Consider the following 18,073-nt stretch of genomic DNA (forward strand, 5'->3'; position numbering starts at 1 on the left):
TTCACCTCATTCCGCCCGCAACGCCACCATCGGCTGGACCTTCATGGCGCGGCGGGCGGGGAGCCAGGTGGCCGCGAGCCCGGTGGCGAACAGCGCCAGGGCGGCCACGCAGAATACCACCGGATCGAAGCCCTCGAAATCGGCGATCAGGCTGCCGAGCAAACGGACGATCGCCGCGCTGAGCAGCAGACCGAGGGCGATGCCGACCAGGCTCAACATGACACCTTCGCGCAAGATCAGGTTGCGCAGGCGCGAGGGCTCGGCGCCGAGCGCGAGGCGGATGCCGATCTCGCGCGTGCGCCGGGAAACGCTGTAGGCCTTGGCGCCGTAAAGACCAATGATCGCGATGAGCACCGCCACCGCACCGAACGCCGCCAGGACCGTCGCGATGCGCCGGAAGAGCCAGGGCACGGGCGCGGCGTCCTTGTGCTCGCGGAAGGTGCGCACCGTGAAAAGGGGCACGTCGGGAGCCGCCGCCTGGAGCTCGCGCTGCAAGGGCTCGCGCAACGCGGCCAGCGTGGTCTCGCCGGCGGTCACGGATCGGACCATGAAGTGGACCTTCTCCTTAAAGCCCTGCGCGAACGGAAGGTAGATCGCGCCGGGCGATTTCGCTTCGGCGGAGTCGGGACGCAGGCTGCGCGCGATGCCGACGACTTCGATCGTCCCATCGCCGGACGAACCGGCGGCCGCTGGCACCTCGCCGCCGGCCCAATCGAGACGCCGGCCCAGTGCGTCTTCGCCGGGCCAGAGCCGGGCGGCGAGTGCCTCGTCGATGATGGCGACGAGGGGTGCGCCGGCCTGATCGGTTTCGAAGGGGGTGAACGTTCGGCCGCGCAGCAGCGGCCGGCCGACGGCGGCAAAGTAATCGCCACCGACGGCGTTGAATGGGGCGAGGAAGGCGAGTCCTTCCGCCGCGGTGGACGGACGGGCATCGGGCGCTGGACGTGTGCCGGCCCGCCGTACGAACCCTTCGTTCCAGTTAAAGCCGTAGAGTGTCGCGGTGGCGATGCTGGCGAAGGCCACCCCGGGCACGTTGGCGAGGCGGTCGCCGACAGTGCGGAAAATCTCGAAGTTCCGGGACTGATCCCGCCCCCCAAGGCTGGCGTCGAATTCGACGACGAGCGTGTGAAGCGCATCAATGCCGGTGTCCGCGCCCAGCACGCGGCCCACCCATCGGGCGCTGAGGCCCGCACCGATGAGGAGGGTGAGCGACAGGGCGATCTGCGCGACGACGAGCGGGTGGCGCGGCAGCCAGCGCCGGTGCCGGCGGGTGTCTTCGGCAGCGGCTTGCTGGAGATCGGGGAGGAGATCGCGGCGCAGGAGGGTGAGCGCCGGACCGAGGGCAAAGAACAGCGTCGCCATCGTGCAGAAGACCAGCGTAGCGACGACGGGCACCACCGGGGCTGGGGTCGTGAAAAGAAGCGCGAATGACAGACGACTGGAGACCGCAGCGATGAGGAGCTTGGTGCCCAAGACCGCGCAGATACAGCCGAGCGCGCCGCCCACGAGCGCGAGCACGAGACCTTCCGTGAGGAGCTGGCGGACGAGGCGGCCGCGGGTGGCGCCGACCGCGAGACGGATGGCGAACTCCTTGCATCGCGCGTGGCCGCGGACGAGCAGAAGCCCGGCGAGGTTGAGCGAGACAATGAGGAGGACGGAGCCAGTCAGGCCCATGAGCACGGTGCCGAGGAGGGCCGGCATGATGCCATTCTGCTTTGGCTCCGAGCCGACGACGAATCGCGGCAGCGGACCGACGATGAACGTTTGGTCCTTTTGCTCGACGGGATACAGCTCCTCCAACCCTGCAGCAGTGCCGGCCAGCGCCGACTGGGCGCTGTCGGCGGTGATGCCGGCTTGCAGCCGACCCACGAGGTTGAGGGCGAAGCTCTTGGCATCCTGAAGCGAGCGGCCCTCGCCTCCGAGCGAATCAAAGACGCCCAGCGGAAAGTAGAACTCAGGACCGAACGTCGCATTGGCCCCGGTGAATTTTTCAGGCGTGATCCCCACGACGGTGAAGAGACGGCCGTTGATGCGCAGGGTGGAGCCGACCAGATCGGGATGGGAGCCGGAGTTGCGCCAGTAGAAATGGCTCACAATCACAACGGGCAGATTGGCACCGGGAGTCTCCTCGGCTTCGGTGAAGCCGCGGCCCCGGAGGAGCGGCACGCCGAGCACCTCGAAGTAGTTGGCGCTGACCATGGCGGAAACCCCGCGGCGCGCTTCCGCACCCTCGCCGACGGCGACGAACGCGAGCGCCTGCGCGAGGACGCCGGTGAAGAGATCGCGACGTTCGTGCACCTCGCGGTAGGCGGCGTAGGAGAACGCCCGGAAGTTGGCCGCCTCCTTCTTGTCCTGGGAATAGAGCTGGACGACCCGCTCGGGCTCGGGAAAAGGCCGCGGATTGAAGGCGAGCGCGTAGAGGACGCTGAACATCGCGGTGTTCAGGCCGATGCCCAGCGCGAGGACAACCACAGCCGCAACGGTGAAGCCGGGGTTCTTCAGCAATTGGCGAAGGGCATAGCGGAGGTCGTTCATTTTGCTAGTTATGAGTGACGAGTTGTGAGTAGTGAGTTGGAGATGGAGCGGGGAGCACGTGGAGCACTCCATTCAGTTTCCGGATCAGACGATCGGCTTCAGTGGCATGACGAGGAGTCATGAGCCTTCCATGATGGGGTGTTCGCCCGGTCAGACAACGGCTCACCCTGGCCAGCAGCCCTCGCTTCAGCCACGCCATCGAGTCCCGGCAACTCCGCGACGCCCGTTGACGCAGATCTCTGCTGACTGAAGACTCATAACTCATAACTCATAACTCACAACTCATGGCTCATGGCTCATCCATCACTCCGCAGCGCCACCATCGGGTCCACCCGCGCCGCGCGCCGCGCAGGCAGCCAGCAGGCAAATAACGCCACGCCCAGAAGGACCAGGGACACGCCGGCAAAGGTCGCCGGATCGGTCGGTTTGACCTCGTAAAGCATCCTGACCAGCACGCGCGTCAGCCCGAACGCCCCAGCCAGGCCGAGCACGAGGCCGACCGCGGCGAGCTTCATGCCGTGGCTCACGACGAGCCCGAGCACGTCGCGACGGCTCGCCCCCAGCGCCATGCGGATGCCGATCTCACGGGTGCGTTGCGTGACGGCATAAGCGATGATTCCGTAGAGGCCGATGGCGGCCAGCAGCAGCGCGGCGCCGGCGAATCCAGCCAGCAGCACCAGCACGAAACGTTGTTGCGACAGCGAACCGGCGATCGCGTTCTCCATGGTCTGGATGTTTGCCACCGGTTGGTCGGGATCGATTTCGAGCACCGCCTTCCGCACCGTCTCCGCCAGGGCGAGCGGGGCGATAGCGGTGCGAACCAGCAGATTTCCACTCCCCATGAAGCTGTAGGCCTGCGGTCGATACACGCAGGAGCGGACCTCCTTCCCGAGCCCATGCTGCCGGACATCCCCGACGACGCCGACAATCTCCCAGCCTTCGTCGAGGTTGCCCGTGGCCACGTCGAGATGGATGCGCTGCCCCAACGGGTCCTGATTCGGGAAATGCTGACGGGCCAGGGCTTCGTTGATGATGACCACCCGTGGCGAACCGACCTTGTCGCTCCATGCAAAGGGCCGGCCCTTGCGCAGCGGAATTCCCGCTGCCTGGAAGTAGTATGGCGTGCAAAAATCAAAGTCCACGCCGTGGCCGGTCGGCGGCGCATCCGACCGGCCGGCGATCGTGAACGTCGTGTCCATGGACCCACCTCTCACCGGCCGCTTTCCGACCACCCCGGCCGCTTCGACGCCTGGGAGAGCGCCGATCCGTTCAAGCGCCCGCTCGAAGAAATCCGTCCGTCGCGCGGCGTCCGGATACTTTTTCTCCGGCAGGCTCACCTGCATGGTCAGGACGTTCTGGGGATTGATGCCCGGCGGAACGTGGGCGAGGCGGACGAAGCTGTTAAGCAACAAACCGGCGCCGACCAGCAAAACGAGCGAAAGCGCCACCTCGGCAATGATCAATCCGCTGCGGACACGGTTCCGTGGACCGGTGCTGGAAGTGCGCGCGCCATCCTTGAGCATGTCGTTGAGATTGATCCGCGAGGTCTGAAGGGCCGGCACCAGTCCAAACACCACCGCAGCGAGGAGCGAGACCAGCATGGCGAATCCCAGCATGCGCAGGTCGAGGCCGAGTTCCCCCGCGCGGGGCAGGTTCACGGCATTCAGGTGCTTGACCATTTCGACGCCCCAGAGCGCGAGCAGCAGTCCGAGCGACGCGCCTGCCAGCGACAGCAGCACGCTCTCCGTCAACAACTGCCGGACAATCCGCCAGCGCCCGGCACCCAGCGCGGCCCGCACCGCCATTTCCTTCTGACGCCCCGACGATTTGGCCAGCAACAGGTTCGCGACGTTGCTGCAGGCAATCAGCAGCACGCAACCCACGGCGCCGAACAACACGAGCAGCGTCGGCTTGGTGTCGCCCGTGATCTGCTCATGCAGCGGCACGAGGGTCGCGCCCCAGCCCTGCTTCCACGCCGGATACAGGGGACGGAGCTGTGCGGCCACCGCCGATAGTTCAGTTTCGGCCCGTTCCACGGTCTCGCCGGGTTTCAAGCGGCCGAAGGCCTGGAGCCAGTGGGAACCGCGTTCATTTACGGCGCTTGGGCCGACCGCAATAGGGACGACGAAATCGGACGGCCCCCACGGCAGGGCCGTTGGGGCAAGGACACCTATCACCGTATGGCTTTGGTCATTGAGCTGGATCGTGCGCCCCACGACGGATACGTCACCGCCAAATCTGCGCTGCCAGAATCCGTGGCCCAGCACGACCACCTGGTCCTTGCCCGGCTGATCCTCATCCGGCGCGAAGCCCCGGCCCAGGACCGGTCGCGCCCGCAGGATCTTCAGGCCGCTGGCAGACATTCCCAGTCCGCTGACGCGCTCCGGCTCTCCTTCGCCGGTGAGGTTCAACTCGCGACCGTCCAGGAGCGAAAGGTCTTCAAAGAAGTTCCCGTGCTCTTTCCAGTCGAGAAAGGCGCCCGGGGAAACCCAGTTTCGCTGACCGGGGCCGGGAGCCTCCCACACCTGCACCAACTGCCCTGGCTCGTCGTAAGGCAGCCGCTTCAGCAACACCGAGTCCACGATGCTGAACACGGCGGTCGTAGCTCCGATGCCGAGCGCAAGCGTGAGCACGGCCACGGCGGTGAAGCCGGGGTTCTTCAGCAACTGGCGGCAGGCGAATTTGAGATCTTTCACGGTGGGCAGGCAGTAATCAGTGTTGGCGAATGAAAACATCGAATAATCGACATTCAACGCCATACACCCAAGGCTGAGGCACGGAATCCAATGGAAGTTGCGCGTTCATTTTATTCCGTTCGCATCGCCTCCATCGGCTCGACCTTCGTCGCCTGTCGGGCCGGGAGCCAGCAGGCAAACAGCGTCGTCGCCAGCAGCAAGGCGAGCACTCCGAGACAAGTTCCCAAATCAAAGGGACTGGTGTGGTGAAGCTGGCTGGCAATCAATCGCGTCCAGGCCAGGGCGCCGAGAATGCCGATCACAGAGCCCAAGGCAACGAGCTTCATCCCTTCCTTGAGGATCAATCGAACCAAGTCACCATCCTGGGCTCCCAATGCCTTCCGAACACCGAGTTCCTGCCGGCGCTGGACGACGGCGTTGGTCAGGACACCCGCGATGCCGAGCACGACCAGACCGAGCGCGACGGCGCCGAAGGTGGCCGTGAGCAGCGTGACGAAACGCTTGGAAGCAATTGAACCGCTCACTGCGTCATCAAGCGGTCGGAAATTGTAGGCTGGCACTTCGCGATCCAACGCAAGGAACTCCCGATTGATGGCCGCCGCCAGAGCGGCGGGTTCGTCACGGGTGCGCACCACGAGCGAATGAATCCACACGGCATACTGGCGGCAGCAGAGATAGACTTCCGGCCGCGCCGGCGCGTCCAGCCCGGTTGATTTCACATCCGCAATCACGCCGACGACTTCCGCGAGGTTGGTTCCCGTCGCCCCTGCAGTGATGCGACGACCGAGAGGATCGCCGCCGCCGAAGAGTTCCTTCGCCAGTGTTTGATTGATGATCACCACGGGCCGCGAGCTTTCGTCGTCCGTGGAAGCGAATTCGCGTCCGCGCAACACCGGAATTCGCATCAACTGGAAATAGCCCGGACTGGCCTGCCGATAGCCGGCGAGGCGGGCGGAGTTCTGCATGTCCATGCTTTCGCCTTCCAAGGCGATGCGTTTGGTCGAGGCGAGCATGCTCCCGAAAGGCGCGCCATGCACCGTGGCTGCCGCCTCGACTCCCGGCAGGGCGCTGATCCGCACAATCAGGTCGGCGAGGAAGCGCAGGCGTTTCGAGTCATCGCCGTACGCCTGCCAATGAAGAGTGAAGTCCGCAGCCAACACCTGTTCCGGTTCGAAGCCCGGCCGTTCCGCCGCCAGCCGTTGAAAACTTCGGAGGAACAATCCCGCGCCAGCCAGGAGCGTCACGGCGACCGCGACTTGCGCGATGGCCAACCCGGCTCGCCACCCGGACACTCTTCCGCCAGCAAGACCACGATTGGTTGCGGCCAATGCCGTCTGCGGATCACTCCGCACGACCTGGAGCGCGGGCAAGAGACCGGTCAGGAATCCCGTGACAACCGTAACGAGGAGTGCGAACCCAAACACCGGCCAATCCAGCGCGAGCGAGTCGATTCGAGGCAGGCTGTCCGGCACCCACGCCGGTGTGACCGACAACAGCCAACGGGCGATGAGCAGGCTCAAGGAACCGCCGATCATCGCCAGCAGCAGACACTCCAGAACCGGCAATCGGATAAGCTGCCGCCAGTGCGCCCCAAGCGCCGCGCGGATTGCAAACTCCCGGATGCGCCGCCGGCCACGAGCCAGAGACAAGTTGGCCAGGTTCACACACGCAATCAGCAACACCGACCCGACGGAGCCCAGGATCACCACCAGCATGGGTGCCGACTCGGCGGTGACCTGTTCATGCAGCGAACGCACGGCCACTCCCCAATCGACCCGGTCCGGGTTTTCTTCGGCTGCGACTGCGGCGAGACGATTCATCTCGGCCTGGGCGGACTGCACGGTTACGCCCGATTTCAAGCGCCCGACGCCGATAAAGAAACGGCCATCCGAAGCCCGCTCCTGCGGCGTGAACGGATACGGCATCCAGAGCTTCGGCTCGAAGGCTGCCGTTGGTCGGCCAACGATGTTTCGCGGGTTGAAGGTCCGGAACTCCGGGGCCAACACGCCTACGACAACCGTCTGTTCGCCGCTTAAGCGAATCGTGTGCCCGACGATGTCCCTCCGGCCGCCGAACTGCGTTTGCCAGAGATCATGGGTGATGACCACCACCTGGTGCCGGCCCAGTTCATCCTCACCCGTCGCAAAGCCGCGACCCAGGGCGAACTTCGGCCCGAGCACCTCAAAGTAGTTGGCCGTGACGTAGGCTCCTCGAACGTGGAAGGGCACTGTTTCCGTGGCCACGTTGAAGGATTCATAAACCTCGGCCGCCAGACTGGAAAACGATGTGGTGCGGTCGCGCCAGCCAAAGAAAGAGGCCGCCGAAGCATTGATCTGAGTGAAGCCCCGCTTTGGGTTGCTGTCAGATATTGTCACCAACTGCTGCGGGTTCTCATAGGGGAGTGGCTTCAGCAACACGGCATTGACGATGCCGAAGATGGCGGTGTTTGCGCCGATGCCGAGCGCGAGCGTGAGCACGGCCACGGCGGTGAAGCCAGGGTTCTTCAGCAACTGGCGAAGGGCGGATTTCAGGTCGTTCATCTTGCTATTACATGATGATTACGAAATTGCTTCCAAGCGCTGTCATGGTCCCACATACGGATCAGACCTTTCCAGAGACACGTAGGATACTCGGCCGCGTAAGAGACACTCGATTACATTGCCATCCCCGGGTGAGAGCGCGGGCAAACAGCGTGCGCAACATCTTTTCCCATGCGCTCGCTGTGATTGAGGTTCTCACGGCAGAGCTTCTGCGTATTTCAAACTCGTTGAGCACAGGAATTGAGCGTGCTTTGATTCCGGATCAGAAGGCGCAATGAACCATCAAAATTTGGCATTGTACGCCATTCTCCAAACTGGTGGTCCCAAAATCCGGATCTCAGGTCATCACTTAGCTTCCTCACGAAGCGTTGTTGATCTTCTTCTGATATAAAACTCCAAGCAGACTGGGATCGTCGCACCGTGGCATCAAGAAAGGATTCCGGCCGAGCGTAAAAGGCCTCGGCGAATCCATCGACACAATCAATCGGCACGGGAACGCCCAGGATCTCCGTCGCCCCGCCGAGGCCATTAGAGATTCTCTCCAAAGTTGGAAAGCGCCTGCGCTCAACCGCAATCAGTTCAGGGGCGTAGTGGGCCAGCCAGTAGCGATCCATCGCATCACCGTCGAAAGTAAGCACCACAATTGGTCCTCGCGTGACGCGTCGCAGTTCCTTCAGTCCCTGGTCAATATCCTTCCACTGATGCACGGTAACAAGCGCCATAGACGCATCGACCGACTGGTCATCCAACGGCAATTGCTCTGCGATGCCATGAATCGCGGGTACCAGGCTCTTGGGGCGCTGGCTTCGCATGGCCTCCGACGGTTCAACTGCAACGACATAGCGGTCTTTTGGCTCAATTGAGCCGGCACCTGCCCCGACGTTAAGCACTGTGCGCGCGTCTCCCAGTGCGCGGTGTATCCAGTCCGCAATTCGCGGGTCTGTTCGTCTTTGAAGCGAGTAATGTTGCCCATGCTTACCATAGTTTACATCTCCCGCTGGATTTAACCTTTGAGTTGCAGTCATACCTTTTCGTCGTTTATAGCTTGCTAAGCCCTGACTTGCGGGGGCTCACTAAGCGGGAATTGCTGCCGCATACATGGTCCGCACTACACGATGACAGCAGGATAAATGCATCCTTGTCGACAAGAGAATCATGGCGGTTATATCGGATCCCAAGGCGGCCACGGCGCCGAAGCCGGCTGTCTTCAGCAACTGGCGGACGGCGAATTTGAGGCCGGTCATAGGAAAGTTATAGGTTCAGAGTTACAAGTTATGAGCCAGAAACGGAGCGCCGCAGCGCGTTAGCAATTTTGCGTTGTTCTTGGATGATATTCATAACTCATAACTCAAAGCTCACCACTCTATCATCACTCGCTCCGTAGCGCCTCCATCGCCTGAATCCTTGTCGCACGGCGGGCGGGGATGTAGGTGGCGATCAAGGCGACGGCACTGAAGATGATTGAGACGACGACAAACGTGGCCGGATCTGAGGCCGTGATCCCAAACAGCAGAGAGCCCAGGAACCGGGTCAGCACCCACGCTCCCACCAGCCCCAGGGCGATGCCGCACACGGTGAGCAGCATCCCGCGTCCCAACACAATGCCGAGGACATCACGGTGCTGCGCACCCAGTGCCATCCGGAGACCGATCTCCTTCATCCGCAACGCGACCGAGTAGGCGATGACTCCGTAAATTCCCACGGTGGCCAGGATCAGCGCGACGCCCGCAAACAGCGTGAGCAACACCGTGAGAAACCGCGGGCGCGATTGGGCGGCCGTCATCAACTCACCCAAGGTGCGGATCTCCGCCACTGGGAGTGCGGGGTCCAATGTCCTCAACTCGCGCCGGACCACGCCAACAAGGCCCGATGGTTCGCCAGCCCCGCGCACCACAATGAACATGCGCTGCGATCGGCCCCGTCCCGCATTCTGCGTGAACGGCAGATAAAGTTCCGTGCCCGTCGGGTTTTCCAGTCCGCCATTCTTGGAATCGGAGACCACCCCGACGATGGTGCACCAGTTGGTGGTCCCGCTGGGGCGAACGCGGCGTCCCAATGCGCTGGCGCTTCCCCAAAACGTCCGCGCCATCGTCTGATTGACGATCACCACCTCCGGGGAGTCCGGGCTGTCGCGTTCGTCAAAGAACCGGCCTTCGATAAGCCGGATCCGAAGGGTCTCGAAGTAGCCCGGGCTGACGCTCTGGTAGAACTCCACATTTTGCAGCGGACCGTCCGGGGTTGGAACGTAGCCCTCAATGGTGGTGTCACTGTGGGTGCTGGAATAGTGGGGCGGCAGTCCGGAGACCAAGGCGACCCCCTCGAATCCCGGAAGCGCATCGAGTCTGCCTTTGAGTCGCGTCCAGAACTCGTGAACTTCTTGTCCCCGGTAGGTGGCACCCGGCAGGGCGACAGACATGGTGAGGACCCCCTTGGAATCAAAACCGGCGTTGACCTCCTGCAGGTTCCAGAAGCCACGAAGCATCAGGCCCGCCCCAATGAGGAGGGTCAGCGAAAGCGCCAATTGCCCCACGACCAAACCCTGGCGGAAGCGCTGGGCCCGGACCACTCCGGTCGTTGACGAGGCGGCGGACTTCAATGCGTGGTGCAGGTTGCGGCGGACGACATGAACCAGCGGTGCCAGACCAAAAACCAGGCCCGTTACGAGCGACAGCGTCACCGCGAACAGCACCACCGGGGCATCAATGGCAATCTCCCCCGCGCGCGGCAGGGTGGCCAGGCTGGCAGACTTGAGGAGTTTCAGACCCCCGAAGGCCATAACCAGTCCGACGGCCACCCCCATGGACGCCAAGAGAAGACCTTCCACCACGAATTGCGTTCCAAGCCGCCTCAGTCCAGCACCCACCGCACACCGCACGGCGATCTCGCGCTGCCGGGACTCGGCCCGCGCCAGCAGCAGATTGGCCACATTCACACAGGCGATCAGGAGCAGAAAGGCGACGGCTCCCAGAAGCATCCGCAGCGCGGGGCGAACGCCGCGAACGACTTCATCATGGAGGCCGTAGCTCACGATCGTGTGGTTCGTTCCGTCCAAAACGTGGCCCGAACCTGTTTGGCTCCAGAACTTCTCCAACGACTCGATCTCCGCCTGAGCCTGTTCCAGGGACACCCCGGCCCGCAGGCGACCCACCAGGTTCAGACCATGGTCCGCCCGCCCGCCGGGGTTGGCGGGGTCCACCTGGATGGGAACCCACAGCTCCGTAGGACTCATCTCGCCGGGAGGAAACTGGAACGATTCCGGCATCACGCCGACGACACTGAACTGGCCGCCGTTGAGCAAGAAATCGCGGCCCAGAATGCCCGGGTCACCGGCGAACGCCCGCTGCCACAACCCGTATGAGATCACCACGACCTGCGGTCCTCCAGGAACATCGTCCTCGGGCGTCAGCACCCGGCCCAACAACGGAACCGCGCCCAGGGAACCCAGCAGATCACCCGAAATGGCCGACGCCGTGGCCCGCGTGGGATGGGTGTCACCGCCCACGTTCACGCCCAGGGTGACCCAGGCGTCCAGCGACTTCCACGACGTGGTCTCGCGCCGCAGGTCGAGGAACTCCGGCCCAGAGAACGCAAACCGTCGCAGGCCCCCGTTCGGAAAGCCGGGAAACTCGGAATAGATGCGCACCAAGCGGTCGGGCTCCGCGTAGGGCAGCGAACGAAGCAGCACGGCGTTGACCACGCTGAAGATGGCGGTGACAGCTCCAACCCCAAGCGCCAGGGTGAGCACCGCCACGGCGCTGAAGCCGGGGTTCTTCAGCAGTTGGCGGATGGCGAATTTGAGGTCGGAAATCAAAAGAGTTATGAGTTATGAGTTATTAGTTATGAGTGGGAGACGGATCTGCGGAGAGCGTTGAGCATCTTCCGCAGCTCCTGAATCAAGCCGAGTACTTCGCCGGCCTCACTGATGGAGCAGAACCCGAGTTCGATGCTCAGCGTCACCTGGGTGTCCAATTCACCGGTGGAACCTTCGGCGTGGGAAATGAATTGAACGAACTCCCCCGCTGTTCGCCGCGCCTGGCCGTCGGTCAAATTCGAGGGAATGGAAACTGCAGCCCGCCGCATCCGGGAAACCAAGCCAAACTTCTCTTCGCCGGAAAACTTGGTCGTCAACCGATGAATGAGCCTGGCCAGCAGCATTCCCTTCTGCCACGCAATCAACTCGCGACAACTCTGCGGTGCATTCTGTTCAGTGCTCATAACTCCTAACTCGTAACTCCTAACTCATAACTTATACCTTATGGCTCATGGCTCATGGCTCATCCATCACTCCGCAGCGCCACCATCGGGTCCACCCGCGCCGCGCGGCGTGCGGGCAGCCAGCAGGCCAGCCACGCAACCGCCAGCAGGAGCAGCGGGATGGCGAGGAACGTGACCGGATCGGTCGGGCTGATGCCGAAGAGCAGCCTGCGCAGCAGTTGCGTGGTGGCCAAGGCGCCGAGCAGGCCGACGCCGATCCCGATGGCGGCCAGCTTCATGCCCTGCCGCAGCACGAGCCGCCGCACCTCGCCCCGCCGCGCCCCCAGCGCCATGCGGATGCCAACCTCCCGCGTGCGCTGCGAGACCGAATAGGCGATGACACCGAAGAGGCCCGACACGGCGAGGATCAACGCGACGAGTCCCAGCACGCCCAGCAGCAGTCCGGAGGCGCGGGCGGGGAACAGTACGAGGGAAAGATGTTCTTCCAAGGTCGTCGCATCGGTCAGCACGAGCCGGGAGTCCATCTCCCGAACCAGATTGCGGATCGCGGCGAAAGCGGGGCCCGATGCGCCGGTCACATGGGCGACGAGCATGGCCGATGGATGCGACCGGAAGCAGTCGAAGATCGCCGGGAGCGGTTCTTCGCCCAGCGTGCGATAGCTGCCGGTCGCCACCACGCCCACGATTTCCAGGGTGTTTTCCGGCGTGGGAGCCCCGTTGAAGAGACGTTGCCCGATGGGATTTTCGCCCGGCCAGAAGCGGCGGGCGGCAGCTTCGTTGATGACCGCCACACGGCGCGTCCCGGTGCGGTCGGCCGAAGTGAATTCGCGCCCTTTCAGCACGCGGGTGCCGACCGTCGCGAAATAGCCCGGCCCGACGCCGAACTGTTCGAAAAAGAAGCCCGCCTCCCCCTCGGGCGACGTTCGACCCTCGATCTGGAGGCGTCCGTTGTTCCGCTCGGGGCCCAGCGGGAGATACCGCGTCCAGGCGGCGCCGTTCACGCCGGGCAACCTCTCCACGCGGGCCAAAAGCCTGTCCTGGAATTCGCGCGTCTGCGCCGGGGAATACCCCTGGTCGCCCAGGCTCAGACCGACGGCGAGTCGGTCCTTCACCACAAAGCCGGGATCAAAGGAACGCGCCTCGTTCAAGCTGCGCAGGCAGAGCGTCGCGGCGACGAGCAGCACGAGGCAGAGCGCCATTTGACCGACAATCAGGGATTGGGCGAAGCGGGACCGTCGCGCCGCCAGTCCCTGTCTCTGGTTCTTCAAGGCGGCCGCGAGATCCAACCGGCCGCCCTGCAGCGCCGGAGCCATGCCAAAAGCGAGGCCCGTAAAGACGGTCACCGCCACGGTGAAGGCCAGCACCCGGCCATCGATCGCGATCTCGAAGCGCAAGGGCAGATTGGACGGCAGCAACCGCAGCAACAGATCGGTCGTCCAAACGGAGAGCAACAACCCGAGCGCGCCGCCCAATCCCGCCAGGAGCACACTTTCCGTCAGCAATTGCCGCGCGATCCGCGCGCGCCCCGCTCCCAGCGCGGACCGCACGGCCAGTTCCCCCCCGCGGCTGGCGGCGCGGGCGAGCTGTAGGTTGGCGGCATTCGCGCAGGCGATGAGCAGCACGAGCGCGACTGCCCCCATCAGGAGAGCGGAGAATCCCTGCACGTAGCCACGCAGCGGAATGGGCACCAGCAGCGAGGGAAGCAACGTGGCCCCGTCCTGCAAGCGGTTGCCGCCGATGGACTGCTCGAAGCCCCGGGTGAGCGCCGACAGCTCCGCCTGCGCCCGGGCCGGGGTCGTCTCCGGTTTGAGTCGCGTGAAGCCGACCAACCAGTGAGATCCGGTGCTGGTGAGGCAGTCCGCCTCACGCATCACCGCCGGACGCATCATGACCGGCAACCACAGGTCCGGCACCACCCCGGCGAAGACGCCGATGAACGCCTCCGGTGCCACGCCGATCACGGTCAACGCGACGCCGTTCAGGACGATCGTACGACCGATCGCCTGAACGTCGGACGCGAGCGCGTGTCTCCAGAATTGATGGCTGACAACCACGACCGGATGCGTGCCGGGGCGCTGGTCTTCATCGAACTCGAAGAACCGGCCCATCCTTGGAGCCACTCCGGCCACCTCGAAGAAGTTTCCGGTGACGAACACACCCTGGGCCGATTCCCCGAAACCATCCCGATTCCAGCTCAGTTTGACCGGCTCGACCGTGATTCCGGCGAGGGCGGGGATGGATCGGCCGTGGGCGCGGAGGTGCGCGAGGAACGGATAGCTCCAAACGGCGTGCTGTTTGATCGGCAACGTAGCGTCCGGCCTATGGCGCCAGACCTGCCAGAGCGCTCCGGGCTCGGCCACGGGCGGCGGTCGGAACAGAAGTGCGTTCACAAAGCTGAAGATCGTGGCGCTCCCCGCAATGCCGAGCGCAAGGGTGAGCACGGCCACGGCGGTGAAACCGGGGTTCTTCAGCAACTGCCGGAAGGCGAATTTGAGGTCGGAAATCAATAGAGTTATGAGTTCTGAGTTATGAGTTATGAGTGGGAGACGGATCTGCGGAGGGCGTTGAGCATCTTCCGCAGCTCCTGAATCAAGCCGTGTACTTCGCCGGCCTCACTGATGGAGCAGAAGCCGAGTTCGATGCTCAGCGTCACCTGGGTGTCCAATTCAGCGGTGGAACCTTCGGCGTGGGAAATGAATTGAACGAACTCCCCCGCTGTTCGCCGCGCCTGGCCCTCGGCCAAATTCGAGGGAATGGAAACTGCAGCCCGCCGCATCTGCGCAATCAGACCAAACTTCTCTTCGGCAGGAAATTTGGCAGTAAGCTGGTACACCAGTTTGGTCAAGAGCATGGCCTTTTGCCAACTGATCAACTCTCGATAGCCTTGTGTCACCTTTTGTTCAGCACTCATAACTCATAACTCCCAACTCATAACTATTTCTCCATCCACCCATCCTTCAACGTGACGATGCGATGACTGTACCCCGCCCAGTCGGGGTTGTGCGTGACCTGGATAATCGTGGTGCCCTCGCCGTTGAGCTTCTTGAACAGGTCCATGATCTCGCGACCCTGATCGGTGTGCAGGTTGCCCGTTGGCTCGTCGGCAAGGATGAGCGACGGTTTCGCGATGATGGCGCGGGCGATGGCGACAAGCTGCTGCTGGCCGCCGCTGAGCTGCGAGGGAAACAAGTCCCTCTTCGCGACGATGCCAAAGCGATCCAGCGTGTCAGCGACGAGCGATTCGCGCTCGGCCCGTTTCAGGTCGCGATAGGAGAGCGGCAGGTCGAGGTTCTCGGCGACGGTCAGGTCGTCGAGCAGATGGAACTGCTGGAAGACAAAGCCGATGTGCTGCTTGTTGAGCGCGGCGCGGTCCTTGGGCTTGAGCTGCTGGACGGCCTGCTCCTGGAACTGGTATTCGCCCTCGTACGCGCCATCGAACATCCCGATGATGCTGAGCAGGGTGGACTTCCCCGCGCCGCTCGGTCCCATGAACGTGATGAAGTCGCCTTCGTTCACGTTGAGGTTGATCTGGCGGAGCACGTAGGTGAAGCCGGCCTTGGTCTGGTAGCGTTTCTCTAGATTGCGGAGTTGGATCATCGGTTGGTCGGTGGTTCTTGGTCAGTGGTTCGTTGCTCGCAGTCCGTGGCGATACTTTTCGCTTTTCGCATTCGGTCTATTCATTTCGCAGCGCCACCATCGGATCGACTCGTGAAGCACGGCGCGCGGGAATCCAGCAGGCCAGCAGCGAGACGGCGACAAGGAGGACTGAGACGAATCCGAACGTCGGCGGATCGTGGGGCTGGATTTCGTAGAGCAGTCCGGCAAGCAGGCGGGCTAGGGCGAGTCCGCCCACCAATCCGGCCGCAACGCCGAGGCCGGTCAGGACGGCCCCTTGCCGAAGCACCATCCGGATCACATCCCCCAGTTGTGCACCCAAGGCCATGCGGGTGCCGATCTCCTGGGTCCTTTGCGAAACGGAACAGGCCATCACTCCATAGATGCCGACAGCGGATAGAACGAGAGCCAGGACGGCAAACGCTGCCAGCAAACCGGTTTGGAGGCGACGTTCGGCCAGAGTGCCGTCGAGCAGCGTCACCATGGGGCGGATGTTCTCGAGCGGCAGTTCCGGGTCGATCCGGCCAATTGCCTGTCGTAGAGATTCGGTCAGAACACCGGGGTCACCATCGGTCCGGACGACCAGCGACATGAATCCCCAGCAGCTCTGGTTGACCGGAAAAAATATCTGAGGCTCGGCAGGTTCAGCCAGGTTCGAGTCCCGGAAGTCGCGTACGATCCCAATGATCTCCCTGAGATCATCCGCGGTGTGGATGCGTCTTCCGACAACCTCCTCGTACTTCGATCCCGGAAAGAACGCACGGATGAAGGACTCGTTCACCAAGACGGCCCGGGGCGCGTTCGCCGTGTCACGTGAATCGAAATCCCGTCCGCGCAGCAGGGTGGCGCCGATGGTCTTGAGATAACCCGGTGTCACCTGCCGATACGAGGCGATGTTCGGTTCGTCCGCCTTCGGCGGCGGCCTCCCTTCGACGGACAGCAACGTCTTCGCAATGATGCCGCCATAGGGCAGACCGAAGACGGCTGAGGCTGATCTGACTCCGGGCAGGGCCGACGCTTCCGCCACAATCCGCTCGAAGGTCGCGGCCTGAATGGTCGCGTTGGGATACTTCCTTTCCGGCAGAGCCAGGTTGGCCGTGAGCAGGTTCGATGGTTGGAAACCTGGATCAACATCGTGCAACCGTGCGAAGCTGCGAAGCAGCAGGCCAGCCCCTGCAAGCAGGACCAGCGAAAGGGCGATCTCGCCGACCACAAGGGCGCTGCGGATCCGATTCCGGCGGAATCCCCCGGTCAGGCCACGTCCATGATCCTTCAGCACTTCGTGCAAATCTGTCTTCCAGGCAAGGATCGCCGGGGTCATGCCAAAGACCAAGCCCGTTCCGACGGCGATCACCAGCGAGACCACCAATACGGTGAAATTCGTTGAGACCCCGGCCACGCGGGGAAGATCCGGTGGCGCGAACACCACAATGGCCGTGACACCCCAATGCCCCAGCAGGATTCCCAGCCCGCCGGCGATCAGGCTCAGCAGCAATCCCTCCGTCACCAGTTGTCGAAGAATCCGGGTGCGTCCGGCTCCCAGCGAGGTCCGCAATGCAAACTCGCGGCTGCGCGCAGCCGCACGGGTCAGGAGAAGATTGGCGACGTTCGCGCAGGCGATTAGAAGCACGCACGCCACAGCACCAAGCAGGACCAGGAGGGACCGCCGAGTCTTGCCAACGGTCTCTTCGTGAAGACCAATCAGGCTGCTCGAAACATTCTTCGACTCCTCGTGCGCCTCGGCGAGGCGGTCCGAAATGCCCTGCATCTCAGTGGTGGCCACCTGGTGTGATACGCCCTGCTTCAGCCGCCCGAGCACCTGTAGGCTGCGCGATCCACGGTCGGCGAGTTCGCCCGCGCCGAAAGCGGTGGGCGTCCACAGCTCGGTCTTCGATGACGGAAGCTCGATTCCGTCCAGAACGACCCCCACGACCTCATAGCCTTCGCCGTCGAGCTGGATGGTTCGGCCAATGATGGCTGGATCACCTCCGAATGTGCCCTGCCACATGGTCCGGCTCACAACCGCCACCCTGTGTCTGCCCACGGTTTCCTCGTCCGGCGCGAATGCCCGTCCCTCGAACGGATTGACACCAAGCATCTGGAAGAAGTTGGCGGATACCCTGGCGGCATTGATACGGCGGGCCTCGCCTTGACCGGTGAGGTTGTAGCCCATGTAGGCCATTGCCGAGAGTGACTCGAAGGTCGAACTCTGGTTCCTCCAGTCGAGAAAGGTGGGCGGAGAGACAGGAATGCGGTCAGTGCCTCGGGCCGGCACGGTTTCATGGATGCGGACGAGCCGCTCCGGCTCGGGGAATGGCAGCGGAGCCAGCAACACCCCGTGGACGACGCTGAAGATGGCCGTGTTCGCTCCAATGCCGAGCGCTAACGTAAGCACGGCCACGGCAGTGAAGCCGGGGTTCTTCAGCAACTGGCGGCAGGCAAATTTCAGATCGGTCATGGAAACGGCAGTAA

General features: G+C 63.3%; 10 protein-coding genes. All 10 read right to left on the minus strand.

Features of this window, described 5'->3' with window-relative positions; translation table 11 throughout:
* Window positions 1-6: 6 nt before the first annotated feature.
* Complete coding sequence (locus tag KF791_14380) at window positions 7-2,535, minus strand: ABC transporter permease (GenBank protein ID MBX3733768.1); 2,529 nt, start codon at window positions 2,533-2,535, stop codon at window positions 7-9.
* 296 nt (window positions 2,536-2,831) lie between these two features.
* Window positions 2,832-5,231 carry an ABC transporter permease gene (locus KF791_14385; protein ID MBX3733769.1) on the minus strand — a complete coding sequence of 800 codons (2,400 nt, stop codon included), beginning with the start codon at window positions 5,229-5,231 and terminating at the stop codon, window positions 2,832-2,834.
* Window positions 5,232-5,341: 110 nt separating this feature from the next.
* Window positions 5,342-7,771 (minus strand): ABC transporter permease, encoded by a 2,430-nt coding sequence (locus tag KF791_14390; GenBank protein MBX3733770.1) that lies wholly within the window; start codon window positions 7,769-7,771, stop codon window positions 5,342-5,344.
* A 218-nt stretch (window positions 7,772-7,989) separates the two neighbouring features.
* A complete protein-coding gene (locus KF791_14395) occupies window positions 7,990-8,796 on the minus strand; it encodes a methyltransferase domain-containing protein (protein MBX3733771.1) in 807 nt (268 codons plus the stop codon).
* A 344-nt stretch (window positions 8,797-9,140) separates the two neighbouring features.
* The gene (locus tag KF791_14400; GenBank protein MBX3733772.1) at window positions 9,141-11,582 is read right to left on the minus strand and encodes an ABC transporter permease; all 2,442 of its coding nucleotides are present in this window, start codon (window positions 11,580-11,582) and stop codon (window positions 9,141-9,143) included.
* A 26-nt stretch (window positions 11,583-11,608) separates the two neighbouring features.
* Window positions 11,609-11,986 (minus strand): four helix bundle protein, encoded by a 378-nt coding sequence (locus KF791_14405; GenBank protein ID MBX3733773.1) that lies wholly within the window; start codon window positions 11,984-11,986, stop codon window positions 11,609-11,611.
* A gap of 59 nt (window positions 11,987-12,045) precedes the next feature.
* Complete coding sequence (locus KF791_14410) at window positions 12,046-14,493, minus strand: ABC transporter permease (protein ID MBX3733774.1); 2,448 nt, start codon at window positions 14,491-14,493, stop codon at window positions 12,046-12,048.
* A 26-nt stretch (window positions 14,494-14,519) separates the two neighbouring features.
* A complete protein-coding gene (locus tag KF791_14415) occupies window positions 14,520-14,897 on the minus strand; it encodes a four helix bundle protein (GenBank protein MBX3733775.1) in 378 nt (125 codons plus the stop codon).
* 23 nt (window positions 14,898-14,920) lie between these two features.
* The gene (locus KF791_14420; protein MBX3733776.1) at window positions 14,921-15,583 is read right to left on the minus strand and encodes an ABC transporter ATP-binding protein; all 663 of its coding nucleotides are present in this window, start codon (window positions 15,581-15,583) and stop codon (window positions 14,921-14,923) included.
* Between the two features lie 76 nt (window positions 15,584-15,659).
* Window positions 15,660-18,059, minus strand: a complete 2,400-nt coding sequence (locus KF791_14425; GenBank protein ID MBX3733777.1) for an ABC transporter permease — start codon at window positions 18,057-18,059, stop codon at window positions 15,660-15,662.
* Between the last annotated feature and the right edge of the window lie 14 nt (window positions 18,060-18,073).

Source organism: Verrucomicrobiia bacterium, from assembly GCA_019634635.1.
In the GTDB taxonomy this organism is placed as follows: Bacteria; Verrucomicrobiota; Verrucomicrobiia; order Limisphaerales; family UBA9464; genus UBA9464.

What these genes read in the sequence shown, in the direction of transcription:
- KF791_14420 (MBX3733776.1), bottom strand. Translation starts at nt 15,583, where the DNA reads ATGATCCAACTCCGCAATCTAGAGAAACGCTACCAGACCAAGGCCGGC.
- KF791_14395 (MBX3733771.1), bottom strand. Translation starts at nt 8,796, where the DNA reads ATGACTGCAACTCAAAGGTTAAATCCAGCGGGAGATGTAAACTATGGT.
- KF791_14390 (MBX3733770.1), bottom strand. Translation starts at nt 7,771, where the DNA reads ATGAACGACCTGAAATCCGCCCTTCGCCAGTTGCTGAAGAACCCTGGC.
- KF791_14405 (MBX3733773.1), bottom strand. Translation starts at nt 11,986, where the DNA reads ATGAGCACTGAACAGAATGCACCGCAGAGTTGTCGCGAGTTGATTGCG.
- KF791_14380 (MBX3733768.1), bottom strand. Translation starts at nt 2,535, where the DNA reads ATGAACGACCTCCGCTATGCCCTTCGCCAATTGCTGAAGAACCCCGGC.
- KF791_14425 (MBX3733777.1), bottom strand. Translation starts at nt 18,059, where the DNA reads ATGACCGATCTGAAATTTGCCTGCCGCCAGTTGCTGAAGAACCCCGGC.
- KF791_14415 (MBX3733775.1), bottom strand. Translation starts at nt 14,897, where the DNA reads ATGAGTGCTGAACAAAAGGTGACACAAGGCTATCGAGAGTTGATCAGT.